The organism is Rhizobacter sp., from assembly GCA_019635355.1.
Taxonomy (GTDB): domain Bacteria; phylum Pseudomonadota; class Gammaproteobacteria; order Burkholderiales; family Burkholderiaceae_C; genus Rhizobacter.
Genome location: JAHBZQ010000001.1, coordinates 789,426 through 813,844, shown reverse-complemented (window position 1 = coordinate 813,844; position 24,419 = coordinate 789,426). Strand labels below are relative to the sequence as shown.

At 68.3% G+C, this 24,419-nt stretch carries 24 protein-coding genes; 12 read left to right on the top strand and 12 right to left on the bottom strand.

What is annotated here, in order from left to right; genetic code table 11:
• The first annotated feature begins 55 nt into the window (after positions 1 to 55).
• From KF892_03560 to KF892_03550, 3 genes are all read left to right on the top strand, one after another.
• Positions 56 to 1,099 (top strand): DUF4935 domain-containing protein, encoded by a 1,044-nt coding sequence (locus KF892_03560; protein MBX3624067.1) that lies wholly within the window; start codon positions 56 to 58, stop codon positions 1,097 to 1,099.
• 25 nt (positions 1,100 to 1,124) lie between these two features.
• Positions 1,125 to 1,580 (top strand): hypothetical protein, encoded by a 456-nt coding sequence (locus KF892_03555; GenBank protein MBX3624066.1) that lies wholly within the window; start codon positions 1,125 to 1,127, stop codon positions 1,578 to 1,580.
• A 120-nt stretch (positions 1,581 to 1,700) separates the two neighbouring features.
• Positions 1,701 to 2,567, top strand: a complete 867-nt coding sequence (locus KF892_03550; protein ID MBX3624065.1) for a helix-turn-helix domain-containing protein — start codon at positions 1,701 to 1,703, stop codon at positions 2,565 to 2,567.
• Between the two features lie 2 nt (positions 2,568 to 2,569).
• Here the strand turns inward: KF892_03550 and cueR are convergent, their stop codons facing one another.
• The 3 genes from cueR to KF892_03535 all read right to left on the bottom strand — a co-directional run bounded on the left by cueR (position 2,570) and on the right by KF892_03535 (position 5,553).
• Entirely contained in the window at positions 2,570 to 2,974 is a 405-nt protein-coding gene (gene cueR, locus KF892_03545) for a Cu(I)-responsive transcriptional regulator (protein ID MBX3624064.1), read from the bottom strand.
• A gap of 8 nt (positions 2,975 to 2,982) precedes the next feature.
• Positions 2,983 to 5,214, bottom strand: coding sequence for a copper-translocating P-type ATPase (locus KF892_03540; GenBank protein ID MBX3624063.1), 2,232 nt, complete (start codon positions 5,212 to 5,214; stop codon positions 2,983 to 2,985).
• A 114-nt stretch (positions 5,215 to 5,328) separates the two neighbouring features.
• The gene (locus tag KF892_03535; GenBank protein ID MBX3624062.1) at positions 5,329 to 5,553 is read right to left on the bottom strand and encodes a hypothetical protein; all 225 of its coding nucleotides are present in this window, start codon (positions 5,551 to 5,553) and stop codon (positions 5,329 to 5,331) included.
• A 131-nt stretch (positions 5,554 to 5,684) separates the two neighbouring features.
• Here KF892_03535 and KF892_03530 point away from each other — a divergent pair, with 131 nt between their 5' ends.
• The 4 genes from KF892_03530 to KF892_03515 all read left to right on the top strand — a co-directional run bounded on the left by KF892_03530 (position 5,685) and on the right by KF892_03515 (position 12,178).
• A complete protein-coding gene (locus tag KF892_03530; GenBank protein MBX3624061.1) occupies positions 5,685 to 7,895 on the top strand; it encodes a response regulator in 2,211 nt (736 codons plus the stop codon).
• 172 nt (positions 7,896 to 8,067) lie between these two features.
• Positions 8,068 to 9,915, top strand: coding sequence for a malto-oligosyltrehalose trehalohydrolase (gene treZ, locus KF892_03525; protein MBX3624060.1), 1,848 nt, complete (start codon positions 8,068 to 8,070; stop codon positions 9,913 to 9,915).
• Positions 9,912 to 11,960 carry a glycogen debranching enzyme family protein gene (locus KF892_03520; GenBank protein ID MBX3624059.1) on the top strand — a complete coding sequence of 683 codons (2,049 nt, stop codon included), beginning with the start codon at positions 9,912 to 9,914 and terminating at the stop codon, positions 11,958 to 11,960. The genes treZ and KF892_03520 overlap by 4 nt, the downstream gene beginning before the upstream one ends.
• Positions 11,961 to 11,983: 23 nt before the next feature.
• Entirely contained in the window at positions 11,984 to 12,178 is a 195-nt protein-coding gene (locus KF892_03515; GenBank protein MBX3624058.1) for a hypothetical protein, read from the top strand.
• 6 nt (positions 12,179 to 12,184) lie between these two features.
• Here KF892_03515 and KF892_03510 read toward each other — a convergent pair whose 3' ends face one another.
• The 5 genes from KF892_03510 to KF892_03490 form a co-directional block, all read right to left on the bottom strand.
• Entirely contained in the window at positions 12,185 to 14,089 is a 1,905-nt protein-coding gene (locus tag KF892_03510; protein ID MBX3624057.1) for a response regulator, read from the bottom strand.
• A 14-nt stretch (positions 14,090 to 14,103) separates the two neighbouring features.
• Entirely contained in the window at positions 14,104 to 14,697 is a 594-nt protein-coding gene (locus tag KF892_03505) for a YfiR family protein (GenBank protein ID MBX3624056.1), read from the bottom strand.
• Positions 14,698 to 14,864: 167 nt separating this feature from the next.
• Complete coding sequence (locus tag KF892_03500) at positions 14,865 to 15,497, bottom strand: alpha/beta hydrolase (protein ID MBX3624055.1); 633 nt, start codon at positions 15,495 to 15,497, stop codon at positions 14,865 to 14,867.
• 7 nt (positions 15,498 to 15,504) lie between these two features.
• Positions 15,505 to 16,131 (bottom strand): DUF4142 domain-containing protein, encoded by a 627-nt coding sequence (locus KF892_03495; protein MBX3624054.1) that lies wholly within the window; start codon positions 16,129 to 16,131, stop codon positions 15,505 to 15,507.
• Positions 16,132 to 16,146: 15 nt separating this feature from the next.
• Positions 16,147 to 17,541: a hypothetical protein gene (locus tag KF892_03490; protein ID MBX3624053.1), complete on the bottom strand. Its 1,395-nt coding sequence runs from the start codon at positions 17,539 to 17,541 to the stop codon at positions 16,147 to 16,149.
• Between the two features lie 345 nt (positions 17,542 to 17,886).
• Between KF892_03490 and KF892_03485 the strand changes: the two genes are divergently transcribed.
• The 5 genes from KF892_03485 (at position 17,887) to KF892_03465 (ending at position 22,560) form a co-directional block, all read left to right on the top strand.
• Positions 17,887 to 18,096, top strand: coding sequence for a hypothetical protein (locus KF892_03485; GenBank protein MBX3624052.1), 210 nt, complete (start codon positions 17,887 to 17,889; stop codon positions 18,094 to 18,096).
• Between the two features lie 151 nt (positions 18,097 to 18,247).
• Positions 18,248 to 19,486, top strand: a complete 1,239-nt coding sequence (gene serA / locus KF892_03480; protein ID MBX3624051.1) for a phosphoglycerate dehydrogenase — start codon at positions 18,248 to 18,250, stop codon at positions 19,484 to 19,486.
• 106 nt (positions 19,487 to 19,592) lie between these two features.
• Positions 19,593 to 20,276 carry a TetR/AcrR family transcriptional regulator gene (locus KF892_03475; protein ID MBX3624050.1) on the top strand — a complete coding sequence of 228 codons (684 nt, stop codon included), beginning with the start codon at positions 19,593 to 19,595 and terminating at the stop codon, positions 20,274 to 20,276.
• Positions 20,277 to 20,334: 58 nt separating this feature from the next.
• Complete coding sequence (locus KF892_03470) at positions 20,335 to 20,814, top strand: flavin reductase family protein (GenBank protein ID MBX3624049.1); 480 nt, start codon at positions 20,335 to 20,337, stop codon at positions 20,812 to 20,814.
• A gap of 27 nt (positions 20,815 to 20,841) precedes the next feature.
• The gene (locus KF892_03465; GenBank protein ID MBX3624048.1) at positions 20,842 to 22,560 is read left to right on the top strand and encodes an ABC transporter substrate-binding protein; all 1,719 of its coding nucleotides are present in this window, start codon (positions 20,842 to 20,844) and stop codon (positions 22,558 to 22,560) included.
• Between the two features lie 8 nt (positions 22,561 to 22,568).
• Here the strand turns inward: KF892_03465 and KF892_03460 are convergent, their stop codons facing one another.
• Genes KF892_03460 through KF892_03445 form a run of 4 tightly spaced genes read right to left on the bottom strand, consistent with a single transcriptional unit; the run spans position 22,569 to position 24,404 of the window.
• Complete coding sequence (locus tag KF892_03460; GenBank protein MBX3624047.1) at positions 22,569 to 23,120, bottom strand: Spy/CpxP family protein refolding chaperone; 552 nt, start codon at positions 23,118 to 23,120, stop codon at positions 22,569 to 22,571.
• A 26-nt stretch (positions 23,121 to 23,146) separates the two neighbouring features.
• Positions 23,147 to 23,437, bottom strand: a complete 291-nt coding sequence (locus KF892_03455) for a copper-binding protein (protein MBX3624046.1) — start codon at positions 23,435 to 23,437, stop codon at positions 23,147 to 23,149.
• Positions 23,434 to 23,913 (bottom strand): DUF411 domain-containing protein, encoded by a 480-nt coding sequence (locus tag KF892_03450; protein MBX3624045.1) that lies wholly within the window; start codon positions 23,911 to 23,913, stop codon positions 23,434 to 23,436. Before KF892_03450 ends, KF892_03455 begins: the two co-directional genes overlap by 4 nt.
• Complete coding sequence (locus KF892_03445) at positions 23,910 to 24,404, bottom strand: cupredoxin family protein (protein MBX3624044.1); 495 nt, start codon at positions 24,402 to 24,404, stop codon at positions 23,910 to 23,912. Before KF892_03445 ends, KF892_03450 begins: the two co-directional genes overlap by 4 nt.
• Positions 24,405 to 24,419 lie beyond the last annotated feature (15 nt).

The window sequence follows — 24,419 nt, the reverse complement described above, 5'->3', positions numbered from 1 at the left end:
AACTGCTGCGGCGGATACTTGGCAATACACGACTACAGACTGCATACGAACAACCATGAGCATTCCCAGCGCGGTGTTCCTGGACACGAACGTCTTTGACAAGAACAACTACAACTATGAGTCGGTCGCGATACAAGCCTTCACCAAGGTCTGCAAGGAGCTGAACCTGACGCTCTTGCTGCCAGAACCTACTGAGCAGGAACTCCGCCGGCACATCGACGAGCGCTCCGAGGAGGCATCAAAGGCACTCGAAAAGGCTGCCAGCGACATTCGTCGCAAAGCGCCGTTTCTCCAAGAATGGATTGGCTACAAGCGGCTGACCGAGCGTGTGGCGCCATCGTTGAAGTACCACCGGTACCGGACCGAGGCAGAGGCTTGGGCGCGGTTCTGGGGTCAGTTCAAACACGTGCGTCTTGGCTATGACGGTGTGGAGATCAAACAGATCATGGACTGGTATCACCATACGGTCGCACCGTTTGGCAAGACCGCTGAAAAGCGGAAGGAGTTTCCGGACGCCATCGTGTTTGCAATCCTTGTGCACTACGCAAAGAAGCATGGCACCTCTATTGCGGTAGTTTCCAGTGACGAGGATTTTGAGAAGGCATGCGATCGGAGCCAGGATCTGCTGTACTTTCCTTCACTTGAAAAACTGACTGAACTATTGCTGTCCCGCGACAAGCGCGTCGAGGCTTGCATCAACGCTGTGAATGCCAACCAGGAGTTCTTGGAAGACCACATGAAGGGCGTTCTGGCGGGCTGCGAATTCAAACATTCCGATCAGCAATACAGGATCGACCGCTCGAAGATTCACGCCGTCGGAATTGCCTCGTTTGAAGTGATTGCCGTTGGCGACCACGAATGCACTGCTGCGTTTCACGTCGGTTTCGAGGCAGAGCATGTCTTGACCTGGGATGAGCGCGACCCGCGAGATGACGCATACGGGTGGTCCGAACACACCGACTCGGTGTATGAGTCAAATGAGACTTATGTGACGGCGAAGCTGAGGTTGTCGGATGACTACGCCGAGATCGTCGAAGTCAGCAGCCTCGACGTTGACGATTCGACCTTTTGGACCGAAAAGGCTCCCCGGTGGTACTGAGCGGGAGCATGCGCTGGCAAGCTTGGTGGGGTTAACCCGAGAGCGTTACCGCAAAAGGCAGCACCGAAAACCAGATCACCCCGACGAAGACCACGCACGTGGCGAAGCGGCGATCCGCAAGCTCGAACACGAGCTGCTCGGCTTCGAGATGATGGGCGCCACCGAACAAGGCCCGCGCCGCCGCGAGCGCTTCGAGCGGGCGATGGAGGAGTACATCGACTTCTACCTCGGCCACATGCACGTCGAAGAGACCTTGGTGCTGCCGCTGGCCGAACGGGTGCTGAGCGACGCGCAGTGGCGCGAGCTCGACGAGGCTTTCAAGCTCAACCGCGACCCGATCGCCAACTACGACGCCGACGGGCCGTATCGCGCCGTGTTCCAGAAGGTTCTGATGCACCTGCCGGCACCGCTCGGGCTCGGGCCGGCGTTAGACACCCGCCACGGTGACATGCGGCATTCGCCTGCTCTTGTACGCACTTAGCGGGTGTTGGCGCGCTGTGCAGCACCGGCAATCCGCATTCACCCTCGAATGAGAGTTAGCCAGTAGAGACAGGTCCGACCTCCCACCTAGACTGATCGTCGTTGTGGGAGGAACTTGTCCATGAACGAACTGCCGGTGCCCGTTGTGGCACACCCTGCGCAACGCGCTGCCCTGCCCGGCCAAGCCGCCGACAGACCGACCACCGCGACGCCCCCCGCACCGCCCGAGCATGCCTACGTCGTGCATGGCGGCGTGATGTACACGGCCTCGGCGCTGCGCACCTGCACCATGCTGCGCCGCTGCGGCGGCATCGTGCTCTCGGTCGATGGCAAGCCCTTCGAGCTGCACGCCGACGGCGAGGTCACGCTGCACCAGGCGCTGGTGGTCAAGCCGCTCGTCGAGCACAAGCTGATCGCCGAAGACACGAAGGTCGTGTCGCTGCTCGTCAACCCGCTGCACCCGCTCTTCCGCATGTTCCGCGGCATGCCGAAGCACGGTGTGATGTCGCTGCCGCGCGAAGCCTTCGCCTACCACGACCCCCAGCTCGAGGCCGCGTGGGGCACCGGGCTCGACGGCGCCGAGGGCGGCTCGCTCTACAACGGCCTCATCGCCACCGTCTCGCGCTACCTGCCCCCGCTGACGCGCAGCGCCATCGACGACAAGGCCGACCACGTGGTGGGCCTGCTGCATGCCGACGTGAACCGCAGCCTCGACGAGCTGGCCAAAAGCGTGGGCGTGTCGTACACGCGCATGTCGCATCTCTTCACGCAGTCGCTCGGCATCTCGCTGCGCAACTACCAGCTGTGGCTCAAGATCCACAACGCGCTGAGCATGCTCCATGCCGGCGCCACGCTCACCGAGATCGCGCGCACCACCGGGTTTGCCGATCTCGCGCACCTGTCGCGCGTGTCGCGCCAGGCGCTGGGGGCGCCGCTCACCTACTTCCGCGCCAACCCCTCGATGAAGAAGATCTACTGCCCGTCGTAGATCTATTGCTTTGCGTGAGGCGCATCGGCCAGTGAATCGATGATCGGGCAGTCGGGCCGGTCGTCGCCCGCGCAGCAGTGCACCAGGTGCGAGAGCGTGGTCTTCATCGCCTGCAGCTCGCGCAGCTTCTTGTCGATCTCATCCAGGTGCTCCTGCGCCAGTGCCTTCACCTGGCGGCTCGGCCGGCGGCGGTTCTGCCAGAGGTCGAGCAGCGCACGGATCTGCTCCAGCGAGAAGCCCAGGTCACGCGAGTGGCGGATGAAGCGCAGCGTGGCCAGTTCCTTCTCGCCATACAGCCGGTAGCCCGACTCGGTGCGGCGCGCTTCCGGGAAGAGGCCCACGCTTTCGTAGTGCCGGATCATCTTGGCCGACACACCCGTGGCCTGCGCGGCCTGGCCGATGTTCATCGATTCGTTCATGCCTGCTCCTCGTGTGCGGAAGATGCTTGGGGGGACGACCCGCGCCAGCGGCGCAGCATCAGCGCATTGGTCACCACGCTCACACTGCTGAAGGCCATTGCCGCGCCCGCGATCACAGGGCTCAGCCAGCCGAGCGCGGCCAGCGGGATGCCGAGCACGTTGTACGCGAAGGCCCAGAAGAGCCCCTGGCGGATCTTGGCGTAGGTGCGGCGCGAGACGTCGAGCGCATCGGGCACGAGCAGCGGGTCGCCGCGCATGAGGGTGATGCCGGCGGTTTCCATCGCCACGTCGGTGCCGGTCGACATCGCGATGCCCACCTGCGCCGCGGCGAGCGCGGGCGCGTCGTTGATGCCGTCGCCCACCATCGCCACCACCTCGCCATCGGCACGCAGCGACTGCACCACCGCGGCCTTGTCGGCCGGCAGCACCTCGGCGCGCACATCGGTGATGCCGAGTGCTTCGGCCACGGCGCGGGCGCTGCCGCGGTTGTCGCCGGTCAGCAGCACCGTCTTCACGCCGAGCGCGTGCAGGCGCTTCACGGCGGGTGCGGCAGAAGGCTTCAGCGTGTCGCCGAAAGCGAGCAGGCCGAGCAAGGTCGCCTTGTTGCCACCGTCAAGGGCGAGAAGCCACGAGAGCGTGCGGCCATCGGCTTCCAGCGCGGTGGCCCGTGCCTCCAGCGCACCGGCCTGCAAGCCGGCTTCGTGCAGCAGGCGCGTGCTGCCGAGCTGCAGCTGGCGGCCTTCGACCTCGGCTTCGAGCCCGCGCCCCGGCAGGGCCTGCGCGGCGGTCGACGCCGGCACCGCCACGCCATCGGCCTGCGCCTTCGCCAGTACGGCGAGCGCGAGCGGGTGGCTGCTGCTGCGCTGCAGGCCCGCCGCCAGCCGCAGCACCTCGACCGCGTCGACGCCCGCCACCGGCTCGATGGCCACGAGCGCCGGCTTGCCTTCGGTCAGCGTGCCGGTCTTGTCGAAGGCGATGGTGGTGACGGCGTGCGCCACTTCGAGCGCCTCGGCGTCCTTGATGAGGATGCCGCGTCGTGCGGCCACGCCGGTGCCGGCCATGATGGCCGTCGGCGTGGCAAGCCCGAGCGCACACGGGCAGGCGATCACGAGCACCGCCACCGCGTTGATGAGCGATTGTTCGAGCCCGCCCCCGGCGAGCAGCCAGCCCACGAAGGTGAGCAAGGCGATGCCCAGCACCACCGGCACGAAGACCGCGCTGACCTTGTCGACCACGCGCTGGATCGGCGCCTTCGCCGCCTGCGCCGACTCCACCATGCGGATCACGCGGGCGAGCGTGGTCTCGGCGCCGATGGCGAGCGTCTTCACGAGCAAGGCCCCTTCGGCGTTGATGGCGCCGCCCGTCACGCGGTCGCCCACGTGCTTGGCGACCGGCCGGCTCTCGCCGGTGATGAGCGATTCGTCGAGGTGGCTCGCCCCTTCGACCACTTCGCCGTCGACCGCCACCCGCTCGCCGGGCCGCACGAAGACCAGGTCGCCCAGCTGCACCGCCTCGATGGGCAGCGCCTGCTCGGTGCCACCACGCCGCACGGTGGCGGTGGTCGGGCGCAACGCATTCAGGGCGCGGATCGCATCGGCCGTCTGCCGCTTGGCGCGCTGCTCCAGCCACTTGCCCAGCAGCACCAGCGTGATGACCGCGGCCGAGGCTTCGAAGTACAGGTGCGGCATGCCGCCGTGGCCGGCGTGCTGCCACATCAGGTAGACCGACAGGCCGAACGCGGCCGAGGTGCCGAGCGCCACCAGCAGGTCCATGTTGCCGGCACGGGCGCGCACCGCCTTCCAGCCTGCGATGTAGAAGCGCGCGCCAAGCCAGAACTGCACCGGCGTGGCCAGCGCGAGTTGCCACCAGGCGCCGAGCATCGCGTCGATGCCCACGAGCGACAGCGCCATCGGCAGCACGAGCGGCAGCGTGAGCGCGGCGCTCACGGCCACCGGCCACCAGCCGGGCACGGGCGAAGCCTTGGCCGCCTGCGCGGGCGGCTCGGCCACCGCCTCGTGCGCGGTGTAGCCGGCTTTCTCGACCGCAGCGAGCAGGTCGGCCACCGGCACGGCCGGGGTCGCCCGGACGGTCGCTTTCTCGGTGGCCAGGTTGACCGACGCGCCGCTCACGCCTGGCACCTTGAGCAAGGCTTTCTCGACGCGAGAGACACACGAGGCGCAGGTCATGCCTTCGATCTGCAGCTGGGTTTCGGCAGGAATGGTGTTCATGTGGCCATGTTCCACCTTCCCATCATGGGAAGGTCAAGGCCTGAATGTACCGACGGAAAAAAGGCGCGCTTCGATCTGCGTCAAACCGCCACGCGCGCCGGGACGGACGCGTCGTCAGCCGCGCGCAGCGTCGTCGTGGCTCGACGGGCCTTGCGGCGCGTTGTCGGCAGGTGCGGCGCCCTCGATGTCCTGCAACAGCTGGCGCGTGGCGGCCAGTTGCTGGCTGAGCTGGTTGAGCGAGCCGCTCAGGTTGGCCTGGTCCTGCGGGGCGAAGCCCGCGAAGTCGGATTCGCGAAACGCGGGCTTCGCGGGGTGACGACCGGCTGTTTTCTTTCCCATGACCAGAACCTTCGCGGCATCGTAGGCGGCGCGTGCGGCGATTTGTAGGGTTCGAACGCCGCTTGCGCTTGTGGGAATGCTCCTACAAACGACCCCTCGGCCATGTCGACACGCTGTGCTAGAAACCGCGGATGCGGATCCGCTCCCTTCTCCTGCTCGTCACCACCGTCATCTTCGTCCCCGGTTTCCTTGCGGCGGTGATGGCGGTGCAGAAGGTCCGCGAAGGCGAGCGCACGGCGGCACTCAACGGCCTGCGTGAGACGGTGCGCGCCTCGGCGCTGCTGGTCGACGTGGAGATCCAGCGCTCGATCGGCGCACTGACGGCGCTCGCGCAATCGGACTCGCTGCGCAACGGCGACCTGGGTGCCTTCTACGAGATGGCGCGCGGCGCCAACCGGCCACCGCATGTGTGGACCCTGCTGCTCGACGAACACGGCAACCAGCTGCTGAACACCCTGCAGCCCCTGGGCACCCCGCTGCCCTCCGTGCCGCCCGAGCGGCTGCAGCAGGCCCTGGACACCGGCCGGCCGACGGTGAGCGACCTGTTCATGGGCCCCGTGTCCGGGCGGCTCCTGACCGCCGTCTACGTGCCGACGAAGGCATGGAACGGCAAGCGCTACGTGGTGGCGCATGCCTATGCACTTGACCACTGGCGCGCCACCGCTTTGCAAGTGGAAAACGGCTCGGCCGCCACCATCGGCGTGTTCGATCGCACCGGCCGCTTCATCTCGCGCAACGTCAACGCCGACACCCTGCTCGGCAAGCCGGCGCGCCCCGAGCTGGTGGCCGCGGCCGCCTCGGCCAGCGAAGGCCTGATCCGCCACGAGACGCTCGAAGGCGTGGACGCCTACGACGCCTTCACCCATTCCGAACAGACGGGCTGGACCGTCGCGGTGGCGATGCCGGTGCGCGCCATCGAGCGCTCGGCGATCCAGGCCGTGCAATGGCTGGCGGTGAGCGGCCTGCTCGCGCTCGGCGCCGGGCTGCTCGCGGCCTTCTACCTGGGGCGCACCTTCATCCGCGTGATCGACGAGGCGTCGCGTGCAGCCCTCGCCGTGGGGGTGGGCCAGGTGCCGGAACTCAAGCCCACCCGCCTGGTCGAGGTGAACACGCTGTACGACGCCCTGGCCGGTGCCGGCCGCCTGCTGACGCAGGAGCGCCAATCGCGTGAAGCCGCCGAGCGCGAGCGCGAGCAGCTGCTGGCCCGCCAGACAGCGCTGCGCGAAACCGCAGAGCGCGAGAACACCGCGAAAGACCAGTTCCTCGCCCTGCTCGGCCACGAGCTGCGCAACCCCCTGGCCGCGATCTCGGGGGCCACCGCCGTGCTCAATCACCCACGCACCACGCCCGAGGCACGCGAGAAGTTCCTCGGCATCATCCAGCGGCAGAACCGCCACCTCAGCCACATCGTCAACGACCTGCTCGACGTGAGCCGGCTCATGTCGGGCAAGATCGTGCTCGAGTCGCGGCGCATCAACCTCGCCGAGTGGGTGACGAGCTGTGCCGATGCGCTGCGCACCACCGAGAAGGCCGCGGGCCACACGATCACCGTGCAGGCCGACGACGTGTGGGTGCTGGGTGATGGCGTGCGCATCGAGCAGATCGTCAACAACCTCGTCTTCAACTCGCTCAAGTGCTCGCCCGCCGGCACCGAGGTGCGCATCTCGGTGAAGGCCGAGGGCGACGATGCCGTGCTCACCGTGCAGGACGACGGCGTGGGCATCGGCGCCGACCTGCTGCCGCACATCTTCGAGCCCTTCGTGCAGGGCCCGCCGCCACCGGGGCGCATGTCGAGCGGCCTGGGCATCGGGCTCGCGCTGGTGAAGCAGCTCGTCGCGCTGCACGGCGGCGAAGTGCAGGCCTTCAGCGCGGGCCCCGGCCAGGGCGCCACCTTCACCGTCAGGCTGCCTCGGGCTGAGGCCGGCACCCTCCCCGGCCAGCGCCTGCCCGCGCCTGGCGCGGGGGCGCGCCGCGTGCTGCTGGTGGAAGACGACCGCGACGCGATGGCCGCGATGTCGGAGCTGCTGCGCCTGATGGGCCACGAGGTGGTCACCGCGCGCAACCGCGACGAGGCACTCGCCGAGCTCGATGCGCAGGCCGTCGACCTGGCCTTGCTAGACATCGGCCTGCCGGAGCACGACGGTTATGCCGTGGCAACCGAGCTTCGCAACCGCGCAGGCTCACGCACTTTGCCGCTCATCGCGTTGACGGGCTATGGCCGCGAGGCCGACCGCGCCCGCGCCCTGGCCGCCGGCTTCGACGCGCACCTGTCCAAGCCGGTCGACCCCGATCTGCTCGCACGCACCATCGAACAGGCGACCGCCGCGAAACCCCCTGTCTGAAGGCGGCCAGTGGCACCGTCTTTGCCGGGTCAAGGCAATGAACGGTCCGCCAGCGCTTTTCAAGTCAGATTTGCTCACCTGCCGCTCCCATCTACCGATCGGTGCACTGCCCTCGGCGGGTGACGCGGGAGTGTCGTTCCGGGTCTGGGCGCCCGAGCGAAACACCGTCGAGGTGGCCCTCGAAACCCCGTCCGGCGTGCAGCACCACGCTTTGCAGAAAGATGCACAAGGCTACTTCGCCGGCCGCGTGCACGAGGCCCGCGCAGGCTCGCGCTATCGCTTGCGCCTCGATGGCAGCGCCGCGTATCCCGACCCCGCGTCGCGCTTCCAGCCCGAGGGGCCGCACGGCCCGTCCGAAGTGGTCGACCCGGCGACTTTTGAATGGAGCGATGCCGCCTGGCCCGGCCTGCCGCTCGCCGGGCAGGTGATCTACGAGCTTCATGTGGGCACCTTCACCCGCGAGGGCACCTGGGCCGCCGCGGTGCGCGAGCTGCCGGCGCTCGCCGAACTCGGCATCACCGCCATCGAGCTGATGCCGGTGGCCGAATTCCCGGGCCGCTTCGGCTGGGGCTACGACGGCGTGAGCTGGTTCGCGCCCTCGCACCTCTACGGCACGCCCGACGACATGCGCCGCTTCGTCGACCGCGCGCATGCGCTCGGCATCGGCGTGCTGCTCGACGTGGTCTACAACCACTTCGGGCCCGATGGCTGCTACCTGCGCGAATTCGCCCCCACCTACTTCAGCACGAGCCGCCGCAGTGAATGGGGCGACACACCCAACTTCGACGGGCCGGGCGCGCACGGCGTGCGCCACCTCGTGCTCGCCAACGTGGCGCACTGGATCGGCGAGTACCACCTCGACGGCCTGCGGCTCGACGCCACGCAGAGCATCTTCGACGACTCCACGCCGCACATCCTCGACGAGATCGGCGACTGCGTGCGGCAGAGCGCCGGCTCGCGCGCCACCCTCGTCGTCAACGAAAACGAGCCGCAGCACGCGAAGCTCGTGCGCCCGCGCGAAGACGGTGGCCACGGCCTCGACATGGTGTGGAACGACGACTGGCACCACAGCGCCGTGGTCGCCGCGACCGCACAGGACGAGGCCTACTACACCGATCACCGCGGCACCGCACAGGAGTTCGTCTCGGCCGCCAAGTACGGCTTCCTGTACCAGGGCCAGTGGTACCGCTGGCAGGCGCAGCGGCGCGGTGCGCCGGCCTACGACATCGCACCGCTGCGCTTCGTGCACTTCCTCGAGAACCACGACCAGGTGGCCAACTCCGGCCGCGGCGAGCGGCTGCACCGGCGGTGCAGCCCGGGCCGCTGGCGCGCACTGACGGCCCTGCTGCTACTCGGTCCTCAGACGCCGATGCTCTTCCAGGGCCAGGAGTTCGCGAGCAGCGCGCCCTTTCTCTTCTTCGCCGACCACCGGCCCGACCTCGCCGCCCAGGTGCTCAAGGGCCGCCGCGAGTTCACGTCTCAGTTCGCGAACCTCGCGCCGGCCGAGGTCTCCGACACGCTGGCCGTGCCACACGAGGCACTGAGCTTCGAGTCGTGCCGGCTCGACCACGGCGAGCGCCACCACGGCGCGCACCGCCAGGCCTGGGAGCTGCACCGCGACCTGCTCGCGCTGCGTCGCACCGACCCCTGCCTGCGCCGCGCGCGGCAGCAGCGCCATGTGGATGGCGCAGTGCTGTCACCCGACGCCTTCGTGCTGCGCTTCTTCGGCGACACCCCGGGCGACGACCGCCTGCTCGTCGTCAACCTCGGCCGCACGCTGCACCTCGACCCGGTGCCCGAGCCGCTGCTCGCCCCACCCGGCTCGGGCCCGTGGCAGGTGGCGTGGTCGAGCCAGGAGCCACGCTACGGCGGCCTCGGCACGCTACCGCCCGACGTACCCGAGGCCGACCGCCGCGTGCCGGGCCGAGACGTGCCCCGCCCCTTCGACAACTGGCGCGTGCAAGGCGAGACCGCCGTGCTGCTCGCGCCCGCGCCCAGCCTCAAGGAGCAGCCCCTGTGAACCCCGCGATCACCGCTTCCGTCGTGCGCCGCGTCGCCCCCCACCCGCACGACCCCGACGTGGCGCTCGGCCGCGAATGGCTCGTCACCAACGGCATCGGCGGCTATGCGTCGGCCAGCATCGCGGGCCTCGGCACCCGCAAATACCACGGGCTGCTGGTGTCGGCCTTGCCCAACCCGCTCGGCCGCACCGTGATGCTCAACCACCTCGTCGAGACCGTGGTGCTCGACGACGGCACCAGGGTGCAACTGAGCGGCGAAGAGCGCACCGGCAGCCGCCTCTCGCTGCCCGGCGTCGAGCACCTGAAGGAATTCCGACTCGAAGCCGGCCTGCCGGTGTGGACGTTCCAGGTCCACGGCCACGTGATCGAAAAGAGCGTGCTCATGCCGCACCGGCAGAACACCACGCTGCTGCTCTACCGCCTGATCGACGGCCGCTCGCGGCTGCGGCTGGAGCTGCGGCCGGCACTTCACTTCCGCCACCACGAGGAAGAGCTCAGCACCGAGCTGCAACCCAACTACCGCTACAGCCTCGGCGACGTGCATGAGATCACCTGCGACAACGGCCCGGCCACGCTGCGCCTGCGCGCACACGGCGCCGAGGTGGCCTTCCAGCAGCAGGCCGAGGAGCTGACCGAGCTGCACTACCGCATCGAAGCCGAGCGCGGCTACCGGCACGAGGGTCGCCTCTGGAGCCCCGGCGTGCTGACGATGGCGCTGCCGCCTGGCGACACCGTGGCGCTCGTGGCCTCCACGGAGCCGGTCGACACGATGAACGCGCTGTCACCCGAAGAAGCCGTGGCCGCCGAGCTGGAGCGCCGCGCCCGCTTGCTGCGCCGAGCGCCCCGCGAAGCGCGCACGGGTGTGGCCGCCGAGCTGGTGCTGGCGGCTGACCAGTTCGTCATCACGCCCGCGGGCCGCCAGCGCGACACCGCACGCGCCTGGGCCGAAGGCGACGAGATCAAGAGCGTGATCGCCGGCTACCACTGGTTCACCGACTGGGGCCGCGACACCATGATCAGCCTCGAAGGCCTGACCCTGTGCACCGGCCGCACGCAGGAAGCCGAAAGCATCCTGCGCACCTTCGGCCAGTACGTGCACGACGGCCTGCTGCCCAACATGTTCCCCGACGGCAGCAACCAGGGGCTGTACCACACGGCCGATGCCACGCTGTGGTTCTTCCACGCGCTCGACCGCTACCACGCACGAACGGGCGACGACGCCCTGCTCGCGCGCCTGCTGCCAACCATGGTGCACATCGCCGAGAAGCACATCGAGGGCACGCGCTTCGGCATCGGCGTCGACCCGGAAGACGGCCTCCTGCGCCAGGGCGCCGAGGGCTACCAGCTCACCTGGATGGACGCCAAGTGCGACGGCTGGGTCGTGACGCCGCGCCGTGGCAAGGCGGTGGAGATCAACGCGCTGTGGTTCAACGCGCTGCGTGCGCTCTCGGGCTGGCTGCAGTACGCCGGCCGCACGCGCGAGGCCGAGCAATACAACCGCCGCGCCGACCAGGTGCGCGAGAGCTTCAACCAGCGCTTCTGGTTCGCACAAGGCGGCTACCTGTACGACGTGGTCGACGGCCCGCAAGGCAACAGCGCCGAGTGCCGCCCCAACCAGATCTTCGCCATCTCGCTGCCCCACCCGGTGCTCGACCGCAGCCGCTGGGCCGAGGTGCTGCAAGTGGTGCGGCAACGCCTGCTCACGCCCGTGGGCCTGCGGTCGCTCGCCCCCGGCAGTGCGCACTACGCGCCACGCTACTTCGGCAACCTGAAGGAGCGCGACGCGGCCTACCACCAGGGCACCGTGTGGGCCTGGCTCATCGGGCCCTGGCTCGATGCCTGGCGCAAGCACCACCCCGGCGACGACGCCGGTGCGCGCGCGTGGCTCGATGGCCTGGTGGCGCACCTCGGCGAGTTCGGCATCGGCTCGGTGGCCGAGGTGTTCGATGCCGAGACCCCCTACACCCCGCGCGGCTGCGTCGCGCAGGCCTGGAGCGTGGCCGAGCTGCTGCGCCAGCTGCTGGCCTGCCGCCCTGCGACGTGAGCGCGCCGACCCACGAGACCCCCATGAGCACACACGCCCCCGCCGCACCCCACCCCACGCCCAAGCGATCGGACGAACTCGACCGGGAGCGCCGGCTGCTGCTCGAGCGTGCCCGCCAGCTCGGCGTCACCGCCGATGAGCTGAGCGCCGAACTCGAAGCGCTCGCCTCGCAGGCCGAGGCGGTGCTGCACCGCCTGCGCGGCGGCAACCTGCACTGAGCCTGCTCAGAGCGGCTGCCGCGCTTCGTGCTGGCGCTCGGCCGCGCTGGCCAGCAGGCCGCCCAGCACGGCCGGGTCGACCGGCTTGGTGAGGTGGTGGTCGAAGCCGGCGCGCATGGCCTCTTCGCGGTCGCTGGCCTGGCCCCAGCCGGTGATGGCCACGAGCAGCGTGCCGTCGAGCTCGCGCTCGGCGCGCAGCTTGCGCGCGAGTTCGTAGCCGTTGAGGTGCGGCATGCCGATGTCGAGCAAGGCGGCGTCGGGTGGCTGGCGTTTCGCCGCAGCGAGCGCGGCGGCACCGTCGTGCACCACCTCCACCGCGTGGCCCAGGCCACGCAGCAGCTCGGCGAGGCTGGTGGCGAAGTCGACGTTGTCGTCGGCCACGAGCAGGCGCATCGGCCGGGCCTGGATGGCGGCCTGACTTGTGGCCGGTCGTTGCGCGGGCGCCGGCGCAGCCGCGGGCAGCCGCGCCACCGGGTCGAGCGGCAGCCGCACCATGAAGCGCGAGCCTTTGTTGCGACCTTCGCTGTACACCGTGATCTCGCCGCCGTGCAGCTGCACCAGTTGGCGTGCCAGCGTGAGGCCGATGCCCAGCCCGGCACTGCCACGCTCCAAGCTTTTGTCACCCTGCTCGAAGAGATCGAAGATGCGGTGCTGCAAGGCAGGCTCGATGCCGAGGCCACTGTCTTGCACGGCCACTTCGACCAGGTCATCGGTGCAGCTCACCGAGACGGCAATGCGCCCGCCCAGCGGCGTGTAGCGGCAGGCGTTGGTCAGCAGGTTGCTGAAGACCTGCGCGAGCCGCGCCGCATCGCCGGCGAGCGGCACCGTGATGCCGGGCTCTTCGAAGCTCAGCGAGAGCCCCTTGTCGCCCGCAAGGCCCTGGAACATCTCGACCGTGCCGCGCAGCAGGTCCACCAGCTCGAGCTGCTCGATGCGCAGCGAGAGCTTGCCGGTGGACACGCGCGAGACGTCGAGCAGGTCGTCGATCAGCCGCACCAGCTGGGCCAGCTGGCGCTGCAGGATGGCCATCGACTTCTCGCGCACCTCGGGCGTGCTCCTCTCGCGCCGGATGAGCGCGAGCGCCGTGGTCATCGGGGCGAGCGGGTTGCGCAGCTCGTGCGCGAGCGTGGCGAGGAATTCGTCCTTGCGGCGGTCGGCCTGGCGCAAGCCCTGCTCGGCGCGCACACGCTCGGCCATCTCGACTTCCAGCTCGCTCGTGCGCGCCTGCACCTCGGCCAGCATGTTGTTGAAGGCGTTGACCAGCACGCCGATGTCTTGATATTCGGTCTCGCGCGCCCGCAAGCCCCAGGCGCGCTTGGTCATCACCTCTTGCGCCACCTGCGTCATCTCGTCGAGCGGGCGCGCCACGCGGCGCAGCAGGCGGTTGAAGAACAGCACCGCAATGCCCAGGCCCATCGACATCACCGCGACGAGGATGAGCCCGTAGGTCGCGATGCGCCCCAGCATGTCGTGCCCGCCTTCGAGGTACATGGTGCCCACGCGCTCGTCTTCATGGCGGATCGGATAGGCGAGCGTCATCGACGAGCCGCTGAAGACCACGCCCGCCCGCAGCAGCGCCGGGTCGACGGCGCTCGGCAATGGCTCCTGGCCATTGGCGCGGAAGAAGGCGAAGACACGGCCGTCCTTGTCGTAGATGGCGGCGGTGTGGATGCGCTGCTGCAAATGCAGCAGCGAGAGGTTTTCCTGGGCGGCGCGCGGGTCGTTGAACACCAGCGCCGCAGCACTGTTGTGCGCGATGAAGTCGGCCTGGGTGCGCATCTCGGCCGCCAGGTTGCGGCGCGAGGTGATGTATTCGTAGGTGAGCAGCGCCGCCGAGCACACCAGCAGCACGAGGAAGGTGGTGAGCAGCGAGGCACGCGTCAGCTGCGACTGCAGCGTGGTGAGCTTCATGCTGCCCTCGCGTTTCACTTGACCACCCGTTCGGCCAGCGGCAGCAGCCGCGAACTCAGGCGCAGGCCCGCCGCTTCGGCGGCAGGCACCGAGGCCTCGAAGCGCACCCGGCCTTCGCTTTCGGTGAAGCCCAGCGCCGCGCCGCGCTCCAGGCCTTGCGCAAGATCGGTGATCACGAGCACCGGGCGGCTTTTCACGGCGGCGATCCACTCGCCGGCGCGCTTCGAGGCGCCCCGCCCGATCATCAGGATGTGCACCCCCGTGCCCTGCTTCGGCTCGGCCAGCTCCACGACCTGCATGGCGCGGTTTTGCACCAGCCGGCCGGCGACGACCTGCGCCAGCTCCTTCTGCAGGCCCGGCGCGCCGACGATGCCGACGACGATGGGCGCATCGGCCGAGGTGAAGCTCGACGCCGGCCACTCGACGAAGCCGGCGAAGCGATGCAGGTAGCCTGCCTTGGTCTCGTCGAGGCTGGGCGGTGGTGCTGGGGGTGGCACAGACGCCGCGGGGGCCGGCTGCGCGTGTGCGGCCACGGCGGCACAGCACAACGCAAGCCTTGCCGACCAGCGCGCCAGCAGGCGCAGCGCACCGTACCCGGCGAACTGCATGCAGGGTGCGCGACGGAGGGCCAGGCTCATGGCGGCAACAGCGGGCTCGGTCATGAAGCGGGCGATGGTAGCGCCGCGATCAGGCGTTTCTACGTCATTTCTACAGCCCGTTGCACTTGCACAAACGTGCTTCCACGATGTGCTTCCAAGGCCCGCGCGCCGCGCGATCAGCCGGGAGGTGCGAGGTGCGCGCTGAACCAGTCGCTCGCCAGCTGCGCTACCACGTCGAGCGTGCCTGCTTCCAGGAAATGATGGGTCGCGCGCGGCACCACGTCGATGCGCTTCTCGCAGCGCAGGCGGGTGAAGGCCTGGCGGTTGATCTCGACGGTCTCGGGGTCGCCCGCGGCCACGATCAGCAAGGTGGGCAGGCGCACGTCGCCCAGCACGTCGCTTGCGAGGTCGACACGGCCGCTGCGCGCCACCAGCGCACGGATGCCGCGCGGCCGGCACGCGGCCGCGCGCAGCATGGCCGCGGCACCGCTGTCGGAGCCGAAGAGGAAGAGCGGCAGCTGCCTCACCGACGTCGGCAGCAGGTCGAGCGCGTGGTCGAGCCGCTGGGTGAGCAGCTCGGGGTCGTCGACACGTTCAGGGTCGTCGGCTTCGCCGGGGGCGAGCAGGTCGAGGTCGAGCGTGGAAAAGCCGCGTGCCTGCAGGCGCAGCAACACCGATTGCAGCCGCCGCGAGGTGCTGGCGCCGCCATCGGTGTGCACGCAGACGATGAGCCCCTGCGCGCCGCTGACTTGGCAGAGATCGGCCGGTGCGAGCGCGGGGCCGAGGTGGACGACGGTGTGCTCCAGCATGAGGCCTCTATCGTCGGCGCGAGGGCTCGGCCGGGGTTTGCGCCGCCGCAAGGCCCTGCAGGCCGGCAGCCGTGGCGTCCGCGTACAAGGCCTGCGCTTCGCGCAGGTGGTCGAGCACCGCCGGCAGCAGTTCGCGGGCGAGCGCCTGCAGCGAGGCGTCCTGCCCCTGCGCGATCTCCCATTGCAGTAGCTGGGCCGTCTTCTGGTGGTCGACGAGCTGCGACTGGAGGTAGGCACTGTCGAAGGCGGCGCCTTGCAGGGCGTCGAGGCGGGCCCGGGTGGCCTTCTGGTCGGGGTCGGGCTCGGGGCTGGCGGGCAGGTTCATCGCGCGGGCCGCGGCGGCGAGCCTGGGCGCGGCATTGCCGTGGCCCTGTGCCATGCGGCGGGCGAACGTGCGGGTGCCCGGGCGGTTGGCGCGGGCGTCGGCCAGCTTGCCGATCTCGACCTCGCCGGCGTTGCCCATGCCGACCAGCTTCACGAAGAGCCGGTCGACGGTGTTGTATTGCCCAGAGGCCGGCACGCCGGGTTGTGCTTCGGCCGTGCCGGGCAGCATGAAACCGGGGTTGCCGTATTGCGCCAGGGCGGGTGCTGAAGCGCAGCACAGGGCGAGCGCGAGAAGGTGTGGAATGCGCATGGGTGTCTCCTTCGCTCAAAGTGCCAGCAGATAGGCGGTGAGGTTCTCCTTCTCCTGCGCCGTGAGCTTCAGGCCCAGCACGAGGTTGAAGAACTCCACCGTGTCGGCGAGCGTGAGCAGGCGGCCGTCGTGCAGGTAGGGCGGCGAATCCTTGATGCCGCGCAGCGTGAAGGTCTTGATCGGCCCGTCGGGCAGCAGCACGAGGTCGTTGCGCGTCTCGCCCACCTTGTAGAAGCGCTCGAGTTTCAGGTCGTGCATGTTGTTGTCGAGAAACGACGTCTGTGCGACATGACAGGCCGAGCACTGGCCCTTGCCGAAGAAGACCTGCTCGCCCGCAAGTTCCTGCGAGGTCGCCTTGTTCGGCATCAGCCGGCCACGCCAGTCGAGCTTGGGAGCGGGCGGGAAGTCGATGATGTTCTGCATCTGGGCCATCATCGCCACCTGGTTGGTGCGGTCTGGCAGGTTCGGGCCCTTGCGCGTGGCGCTCACGTGGTCGCCGTTGAAGTAGGCGGTGCGCTGCTCGAATTCGCTGAAGTCTTCCACCGAGCGCAACGAGCGCTTGGAGCCGTGGATCTGCTGGTTGAAGAGGCCGCGCAGGCTCGTCGTGTCGAGCCGGAATCGCGCCGCCTGCGGGCGCACGTCGGGGGTGAGGTGAAAGGCGGCGTTGGTGTGAAAGTTGGTGTGGCAGTCGAGGCAGGCCACGCCCATGCTCGGCTGTGCCACCTTGCGGTCTTCGGTGAAGTTGAACTCCTCTTGCGGGAACGGCGTCAGCAGCAGCCGCAGGCCATCCATCTGCACCGGCGTGACGATGCCGTTCATCAGCTCGTAGAAGTTGCGGATCGTCAGCGCCTGGCCGCGCGACACGTCGCCCAGCTCGGGCCGGGTCGTGAGGAAGATGGGCGCCGGGAACTCGGGCGTGAGGTGGTCGGGCAGGTCGAAGTCGACGTCGAAGCGGCGCAGGTCGCGCTGCTCGAACTTCGCGATCTGCTCGATCTGGGCGTTGGGGAACACCTGCCCGCCGCTTGCCTGCTTCACGTGCGGCAGGGGCTTGAAGCCTTCGGGCAGCAGGCCTCGCTCGCGGATCTCTTCAGGCGCAAGCGCGGCGAGGCGCTCCCACGTCATGCCAGGCGGCAGCTTCACCCGCACACCGCCCTGCACCGGCTTGCGCCCACCCGACATCGACATACCCGGCACGGGGCGGTTCGACAGGTCGTAGCGCGATTCGAGCAACGACTGCTGGCGCTGCATCACCTTGGGTTTGGCGGCCTCGTCGCTGCGTTTGACGTCGGAAAACGGCTGCGTGGGCAGCGGCCGGTAGGTGGTGTCGGGCGGCAGTGGGTCGGCATGCACGGCGAGGGCCACGGCGGCGGTCACGCTCGCGGCCAACAGCAGGGTGAAGGGCTGGTTCATCTTCTTGTCTCCGTGAGGTCTGGGACTTCACGGATCGGCAATCGATGTTCCGGCGGCACGCCTCTCCTTCTCGGCGTTAGCTCTCCATGCGGTCGATCGGGGCATGTGGCTGCGAGCCTTGACGCGTACCGCGCCCACCGGCTTGGCAAGCCTGCCCGACGACGGGATGGGCGTCCAGCCGATCGCGCGAGATGCCGCAATTTCTTCATCTTCCCGGGTGCCTCAGCCGGCTCCCTCACCCCGGCAAGCCGTGCGCACACGAGATATGCCAACGACGCGCAGCGGCACGGCAGTTGCCCGTTGGAAGGACCGGAATCTCTCCGGCATCACTGAAGGAGATCGCAAATGACTCAACAGAACCGGGACCAGCAAGACCAGGCCAACCAAGCCAACCAGCAGGGCCAGCAAGGCGGCGGCAGCCGCAGTGGCCAGCAGCAGCAACAAGGTGGCCAAGGAGGTCAGCAGCAAGGCGGCCAACCACGGCGCCAGGAAGGTGGCCAGCAAGGCAACCAGTCCGGCCGCGACCAGGAACGCCAGCGCGACCAGGAGCGCTGAAGCCGGAAAGCGCACCCCTCTTCAGGTCGACCGGTGTTGACCTGATCGCTGCGCAGCGTCCGCCCTCTTTCGGGGGCGGACGCATCGTCGCGCCTGAACCCTCTTGGCACCGCGCCGACTGAGGGCATCGCCCGTGGTCAACAATGCACGCATGACCACCGCACCTCGACTCTCCGTCCCGAAGAACAAGCTCAAGTTCGTGCTGCTCGAAGGCATCCACCCCTCGGCGGTGGACCTGATCCAGCGCGACGGCTATTCCGAGGTCGTGACCTCGCCCAAGGCGCTGGCCGGCGCCGAGCTGCGCGAAGTGCTCGCCGATGCGCATTTCCTTGGCATCCGCTCGCGCACGCAGCTCACCGCCGAAGTGCTGCGCGCCGCGCCCAAGCTCACAGCGGTGGGCGCCTTCTGCATCGGCACCAACCAGATCGACCTTTCCACCGCAATGGCGTTGGGCATCCCCGTCTTCAACGCGCCGTTTTCCAACACGCGCAGCGTGGCCGAGCTGGTGCTGGCCGAGATCATCATGCTGATGCGTGGCATTCCGCAGAAGAACGCCCTGCTCCACCGCAACGGCTGGTCGAAGAGTGCCGAAGGCTCGTTCGAGGTGCGCGGCAAGACGCTCGGCATCGTGGGCTACGGCCACATCGGCACGCAGATCGGCGTGCTGGCCGAGCAGCTCGGCATGGTGGTCGTCTTCCACGACATCGAATCGAAGCTCACGCTCGGCAATGCCCGCCAGCTCGCGAGCCTCGACGAGGTGCTGACGCGATCTGATGTGGTGACGCTGCACCTGCCCGAGCTGCCCTCCACCAAGGGGCTGATGGGCCGCGCGCAGATCCAGGCGATGAAACCCGGCGCGCACCTCATCAATGCCTCGCGCGGCACGGTGGTCGACATCGACGCGCTCACCGAAGCGCTGGAAAGCGGCCACCTGGCCGGTGCGGCGGTCGACGTGTTCCCGGTCGAGCCGCAAGGCAACGACTTGAAATTCGAATCGCCCCTCACCCGCTTCGACAACGTGATCCTCACGCCGCACATCGGCGGCTCCACGCTCGAAGCCCAGGCCAACATCGGCCGCGAGGTGGCCGACAAGCTGATCCGCTACAGCAACAACGGCTCGACCACGAGCGCCGTCAACTTCCCCGAGGTCGCCCTGCCCGAGCACACCGGCCGCAGCCGGCTGCTGCACATCCACCGCAACGTGCCGGGTGTGATGGCGCGGGTGAACGAGCGGCTCTCCAAGGCCGGCGTCAACATCGCCGCGCAGTACCTGAGCACGCGCGAAGACGTGGGCTATGTCGTGATCGACGTGGACAGCGGCTCGCCCGAGGTGGCCCTGGCCGATCTGTGCAGCCTGCCCGACACGATCCGCTGCCGCATCCTTTATTGATTGATCTGGATCGCTGCCGCGCATGGCGCGACAGCGATATGCTCTCGGCCGCCCCATCGACTGAGAGGACCGAGTGTCGACCGCAGCCGCCCCCCGTGCCCGCCGCATGGCCCCCGAAGAGCGCCGCGAGCAGCTGCTCGACAGCGCCGTGGCCTACGTCCTCGAACGAGGCCTCTCCGATTTCTCGCTCGAGAAGGTGGCCGCGATCGCGGGGGTGAGCGTGCCGCTCATCTACAAATACTTCCCGAAGCGTGAAGACATCCTGAAGGCGGTGCTCGAGCGCGAGTACCAGTACCTGGGTGCCCGAAAGCTCTCGGCGATCTCGCCTGACACGCCGCTCGAGCCGCTGATCCGCAATTCGCAGAAGCACGGCTTCGAATACCTCTACGAGCGCGGGCCGATCATCCGGCTGCTGGCGTCCGACCGTGCCGTGTTCGACCTCGTGCGCCGCCGTGGCAAGGACGAACGCTCCGCCATCACCGAGCACTTCATCGACCGCATCGTCGAAACCTACGGCGTGCCACGCCAGGTTGCGCTGGTGTGCTCCATCCTCGTGGTCAACGCGCCCATCCTCTCGGGGCGCGCGTTGAAGCGGGCCGGCGTGACCGCCGAGGAAGCCGCCAACATCTGGACCGACTTCGCCCTCGGCGGCTGGGAAGGTCTGCAAAAGCGCTTCGAGGCAACGCGGGCACCGGAGCAGCCCAAGAAGGCCGACAAGGCGGACAAGAGCGAGAAAAGCGCGAAGCCCGCCTCCAAACGAAAGACCACCGCTGCGAAGGCCAGGGCCTGAGCCCGCTTCAGGGCTTCTGCTGACGCCCCGTTAGTAGAAACAATCTATATTAACGGGCATGTTCAGCCCGCAAGAGTTTCGTTCGGCGCTCGGCCACTTCGCAACAGGCGTGACCGTCGTCACCTGCCGTGACCCGGAGTTCGGCCTCATCGGCCTCACGGCCAGTTCGTTCAACTCGGTGTCGCTCGCACCGCCGCTCGTGTTGTGGAGCCTCGCGCACACCGCAGCGTCGAGCCCCGCGTTGAAACGCGGCACGCACTACGCCATCAACGTGCTGGCGGCCGATCAGCAGTGCCTGGCAGAACGTTTCGCTCGCAAGAACGTCGATCGCTTCGCGGGCATTCCCTGGCGCACAGGGATTTGCGGCGCCCCTATCCTCGACGGCGTGGCCGCGGTCTTCGAATGCTTCAACCGCAGTCGCTACGAAGAAGGCGACCACACCATCTTCGTCGGTGAAGTCGAGCGCTGCGAGCGCCGCGACGATGCCGAACCCCTCGTCTTCCATGCGGGCCGCTTCTGCACTGCGCTCGCCCGCTGAACCGTGTCACCCATCCAAGAACGCTCCATGACGAACTCGACTTCCCTCCCCTCGCGGCGCCGTGCGTTTGTCTCGGCAGCCTTGTTGTGCCTTGCGCCGGCCTGGTCGCTCGCACAAGGCACGGCCGCCGAAGCCCCGCAATACGGTGGCGGGCTCAACATCGGCACGTTGATGTACACGCTCAATGCCGGCTCCTTCGACCCGGCCGACTGGTCGTGGAAGCTCAACAACGACGTGGGCCTTGCCTACGAGCAGCTCATCGCCGCCGACCTCTCGAAAGCCAAGGGCGCCCACGGCGGCCCGCACCGCTTCATCGCGGACGCCTGGCTACCGCACGACGGCATGCGCGGCGAGCTGGCCGAGAGCTGGAAGATGCTCGACAACCCGCTGCGGGTGGAGTTCCAGTTGCGCAAGGGCGTGATGTTCCCCGCGAAGCCCGGCGTGATGGAGGCGCGCGAGCTGACCGCCGAAGACGTGGTCTACAGCTTCAACCGCCTCAACACCAGCCCGAAGAAGATCCCCGGCTACTTCGACCACGTGGCCAAGGTCGAGGCGACGGGCAAGCACACCGTCGTCTTCACCTTCAAGAACTACAACTCCGAGTGGGACTACCGCTTCGGCTGGGGCTACTACTCCGCCATCGTGCCCAAGGAGGTGGTGACGGCCGGCGCCAACAACTGGAAGAACGTGAACGGTACCGGCCCCTTCATGCTCACCGACTACATCCAGGGCAACTCGTCGACCTTCACCAAGAACCCCAACTACTGGGACAAGGAAAAGATCGGCGGCAAGGAGCACAAGCTGCCCTTCGTCGACAAGATCAGCTACCGCGTGATCAAGGAAGAAGCCACCGCGCTGACCGCGTTGCGCACCGGCAAGCTCGACGTGCTCGAACTCGTGAGCTGGTCGGCCATCGACGAGCTGAAGAAGACCGCGCCCAAGCTCAAGACGGCGCGCTGGCTCGGCATCTCGGGCACCGTGATCGGCATGCGCGTCGACACCAAGCCGCTCGACGACGTGCGCGTGCGGCGCGCGCTCAACATGGCCATCGACAAGCAGGCCATCATCAAGGGCTACTACGGCGGCAACGCCGAGATGTTCGTGCACCCGCAGCACCCCGACTACACCGGCTACTACGAGCCGCTGTCGGCCATGCCGCCGTCGATCCAGGAGCTCTACACCTTCAACCCGAAGAAGGCCAAGCAGCTGCTCACGGAAGCCGGCTACCCCAACGGCTTCGAGTTCAAGGTGCAGGTCAGCGGCAACACGCAGAACCACGACCTCGTGACGCTGGTCTCGGCCTACCTCGAGAAGGTGGGTGTGAAGGTCAAGCTCGTGATCACCGAGCCGGGTGCGATGCAGAAGGCGCTCTTCACCGGCACCAACGAGCCCGGCTTCTACTTCGTCAACACCATCACCAACCCGACGACCTCGCTGCGCAAGAACTTCACCAGCCGCGCCACCTTCAACCCTTCGCGCTGGAAAGACCCGAACTTCGACAAGAAGATGGAAGAGATCGTGGCCGAGCCCGACGAGAAGATCCGCCAGGTGAAGGTAAGGCTGTTGACGCGTGAGATCCTCGACCAGGCGCCCTACATCTGGCTGCCCACACCCTACGTCTACACCGCCTGGTGGCCGTGGGTGAAGAACTACGGCGGCGAGCTGCGTGCCGGCGCCGAGCGCCCCGGCCCGATCCACAGCCGCATGTGGGTGGACCAGGCGCTCAAGAAGAAGATGGGCTACTGACGGCGGAGCTACTGACGGGTGTAGCCGCGCAGCTGGTTGTAGGCCGCGACCTGCTCGGGCGAGAGCAGCGCCTTCGTCTGCAGATGCGCCACCAGGTGCACGGCACGCAGTCGGCCCTGCAGTTCTCCGATGCGGGCCGACGATTCACGCACCAGCGCCTCGTCGGCCGCACCCGACGCGAAGGCGCGGTCGAGGCTGGCTTCGGCCTCGACCACCTGGCGGCCGAGCGATTGCGCCTCCTCGCGCATCGCGGCGGTGATGCGCTCCAGCTGCGCCGCCTGAGGCGGAGTGACCTTCAACGGCTCGCGCAGCTGCAGCACGTGCAGCGGCCCGGGCACGCCATTGAGTTCCGCCGGCAGCGACGCGCCCATGCCCTTGCCCTGGTGCAGATCGGCAATCTGCTCGCTCGACAGCGCCTTGATCGCACGGCTTTCCATGCCGCTGTAGCCGCTGTGGGTGTGCGACTTGGGGTGGTGCTCGGCGTGCACCGGCGTCATGGCGCCCGCCACGCCACCGGACGCCACGCCGACGACGAGCAGCGTCAGCAGGAAAGAACGCATGGGGATCTCCTTGGAACGGATGCAGCTCATTTGGCCGCCTGGATGGAGGTGACGGTGAAGGCGCCGTTCACCTTGTCGGCGGTGAATTTCACCTTGTCGCCCTGCTTCACCGCGTCGAGCAGCTTCGGGTCGGACACGCGGAAGACCATGGTCATGCCGTCCATCTGGAGGTTGGGGATCGGCCCGTGCTTGAGCGTGATCTTGGATTGCTCCTTGTCGATCTTGCGCACTTCGCCGTCGACCTGCGGTGCGGTCTGGGCGTAGGCGGCGGCGCTGAACGCCACGGCGAGCGTGGCCATGAAAGATGCGAGCTTCATGAGGACTCCTTGGAAGATGCGGGTTGGGGATAACGGGCGAAGACCGACGCTCGGCCGCCCTTGTCGATGAGCAAGACCTCATACGGGTCGCGACGCGCGCCCATCTCCATGCCCGGCGAGCCGGGCGGCATGCTGGGCACGGCCAGGCCGAGTGCGGCGGGCTTCGCGGCGAGCAGCCGCTTGATCTCGTCGGCCGGCACATGGCCCTCGACCACGTAGCCGCCCACCGTCGCCGTGTGGCAGCTGCCAAAAGTGTCGGGCATGCCCAGGCGCTTGCGCGCGGCGGTGGTGTCGGGCACGTTGTGCGCGGTGACCTTGAAGCCGGCGCGCTGCAGGTGCTCGATCCAGGCACCGCAGCAGCCGCAGGTGGCGCTCTTGAAGACCTCGACCGGCGGCAAGGTGCTCGCGAGGGAACGCCCTGCCGCCGCCATCGTGGCCGTCGCCACGGCGGCATGGAGAAACTGGCGGCGCTTCATTTCACCCTCACCTTGCCGACCATGCCGGCTTCGAAGTGGCCCGGGATCAGGCAGGCGAACTGGAATTCGCCCGCCTTCGTGAACTGCCAGACGATCTCGCCGCTGGCGCCGGGCTTCACGTGCGCGATGTGCGCCTCGTCGTGTTCCATGCCGGGGTGTTTCTTCATCATCTCTGCGTGCTTTCTCAGTTCGTCGGGGGTGCCCAGCACCATCTCGTGCAGGACCTGGCCCTTGTTGGTGGCAACGATGCGCACCGTCTCGCCGCGCTTGACGGCGATCTCGGCGGGCGTGAAGCGCATGGTGTCGGCCATCTCGACACGGATCGTGCGCGTGGCGCGGGCGGGATTGCCTTCGCGGCCGAAGGCGGTCTCTTCGACGCGGCTGGCGTCGAAGGGGCGTGCCGGGGTGGCGTGCGGCGCGTCGCCGTGCGCGAAAGCGTTCGAGGCGCCGAGCACCAGCACGGCCGCGGCCCAGGTGAGCTTGCGTTGCATCATCGGAGGCTCCTT

What these genes read in the sequence shown, in the direction of transcription:
- KF892_03500 (MBX3624055.1), bottom strand. Translation starts at nt 15,497, where the DNA reads ATGCTGGAGCACACCGTCGTCCACCTCGGCCCCGCGCTCGCACCGGCC.
- KF892_03505 (MBX3624056.1), bottom strand. Translation starts at nt 14,697, where the DNA reads ATGCAGTTCGCCGGGTACGGTGCGCTGCGCCTGCTGGCGCGCTGGTCG.
- KF892_03465 (MBX3624048.1), top strand. Translation starts at nt 20,842, where the DNA reads ATGACGAACTCGACTTCCCTCCCCTCGCGGCGCCGTGCGTTTGTCTCG.
- KF892_03515 (MBX3624058.1), top strand. Translation starts at nt 11,984, where the DNA reads ATGAGCACACACGCCCCCGCCGCACCCCACCCCACGCCCAAGCGATCG.
- KF892_03535 (MBX3624062.1), bottom strand. Translation starts at nt 5,553, where the DNA reads ATGGGAAAGAAAACAGCCGGTCGTCACCCCGCGAAGCCCGCGTTTCGC.
- KF892_03445 (MBX3624044.1), bottom strand. Translation starts at nt 24,404, where the DNA reads ATGCAACGCAAGCTCACCTGGGCCGCGGCCGTGCTGGTGCTCGGCGCC.
- KF892_03560 (MBX3624067.1), top strand. Translation starts at nt 56, where the DNA reads ATGAGCATTCCCAGCGCGGTGTTCCTGGACACGAACGTCTTTGACAAG.
- KF892_03550 (MBX3624065.1), top strand. Translation starts at nt 1,701, where the DNA reads ATGAACGAACTGCCGGTGCCCGTTGTGGCACACCCTGCGCAACGCGCT.
- KF892_03475 (MBX3624050.1), top strand. Translation starts at nt 19,593, where the DNA reads ATGGCCCCCGAAGAGCGCCGCGAGCAGCTGCTCGACAGCGCCGTGGCC.
- cueR (MBX3624064.1), bottom strand. Translation starts at nt 2,974, where the DNA reads ATGAACATCGGCCAGGCCGCGCAGGCCACGGGTGTGTCGGCCAAGATG.
- KF892_03530 (MBX3624061.1), top strand. Translation starts at nt 5,685, where the DNA reads ATGCGGATCCGCTCCCTTCTCCTGCTCGTCACCACCGTCATCTTCGTC.
- KF892_03490 (MBX3624053.1), bottom strand. Translation starts at nt 17,541, where the DNA reads ATGAACCAGCCCTTCACCCTGCTGTTGGCCGCGAGCGTGACCGCCGCC.
- KF892_03495 (MBX3624054.1), bottom strand. Translation starts at nt 16,131, where the DNA reads ATGCGCATTCCACACCTTCTCGCGCTCGCCCTGTGCTGCGCTTCAGCA.
- KF892_03510 (MBX3624057.1), bottom strand. Translation starts at nt 14,089, where the DNA reads ATGAAGCTCACCACGCTGCAGTCGCAGCTGACGCGTGCCTCGCTGCTC.
- KF892_03455 (MBX3624046.1), bottom strand. Translation starts at nt 23,437, where the DNA reads ATGAAGCTCGCATCTTTCATGGCCACGCTCGCCGTGGCGTTCAGCGCC.
- KF892_03540 (MBX3624063.1), bottom strand. Translation starts at nt 5,214, where the DNA reads ATGAACACCATTCCTGCCGAAACCCAGCTGCAGATCGAAGGCATGACC.
- KF892_03450 (MBX3624045.1), bottom strand. Translation starts at nt 23,913, where the DNA reads ATGAAGCGCCGCCAGTTTCTCCATGCCGCCGTGGCGACGGCCACGATG.
- KF892_03485 (MBX3624052.1), top strand. Translation starts at nt 17,887, where the DNA reads ATGACTCAACAGAACCGGGACCAGCAAGACCAGGCCAACCAAGCCAAC.
- KF892_03460 (MBX3624047.1), bottom strand. Translation starts at nt 23,120, where the DNA reads ATGCGTTCTTTCCTGCTGACGCTGCTCGTCGTCGGCGTGGCGTCCGGT.
- serA (MBX3624051.1), top strand. Translation starts at nt 18,248, where the DNA reads ATGACCACCGCACCTCGACTCTCCGTCCCGAAGAACAAGCTCAAGTTC.
- KF892_03470 (MBX3624049.1), top strand. Translation starts at nt 20,335, where the DNA reads ATGTTCAGCCCGCAAGAGTTTCGTTCGGCGCTCGGCCACTTCGCAACA.